This window comes from Mesorhizobium sp. BHbdii (genome assembly GCF_053848045.1).
On record NZ_JBSPKX010000189.1, the window covers coordinates 1 to 466 of the forward strand.

Consider the following 466-nt stretch of genomic DNA (forward strand, 5'->3'; position numbering starts at 1 on the left):
CAGCTTTCCGATCAACTACGCCACCACCGTTACCGTGCCGCTGGTCGGCGGTTAGTCAATACGAGCCTGGCGCGAGCGTCGGCGTTTCAGCCTGCATGGTCCAGCAGTCTTGTCGTGGTGTCACGGCGATGTTCGGAATTGGCGCGGTCGATGCCTTCCACCGTGATCGCGAAGGTTCCGTTCTCTATCCTTCCAATCCAGCCCTTGGCTTTCAGGTACCAGAGATGAAACTCAAGGTGTTCTCGTGGACAGCCTGACAAACGCTCGATTTCTGTATCGCCAATGCCGGGGTTGTTTACGTCTTGCCGGCGTTTGACATAGAGCAGCGAGAGCAATTTCGCCTGAATGGCCACATCACGCTCGATCGTTGTGCTGTTGCTGGCCTCTCCAACCAACTCCGTTCGCAGGCTCAAATGGTCTTTGTGCTGAATGTCGTATTGCGCGCGCTTGACAGGGTCCTTGAGAA

The 466-nt window shown here is 56.0% G+C and carries 1 protein-coding gene; it reads right to left on the bottom strand.

Annotated features, from left to right (window positions below; all coding sequences use genetic code 11):
• Nucleotides 1–86 precede the first annotated feature (86 nt).
• A partial coding sequence (locus tag ACWTU8_RS32555; protein WP_455851340.1) for a J domain-containing protein occupies nucleotides 87–466 on the bottom strand: 380 nt, incomplete at its 5' end.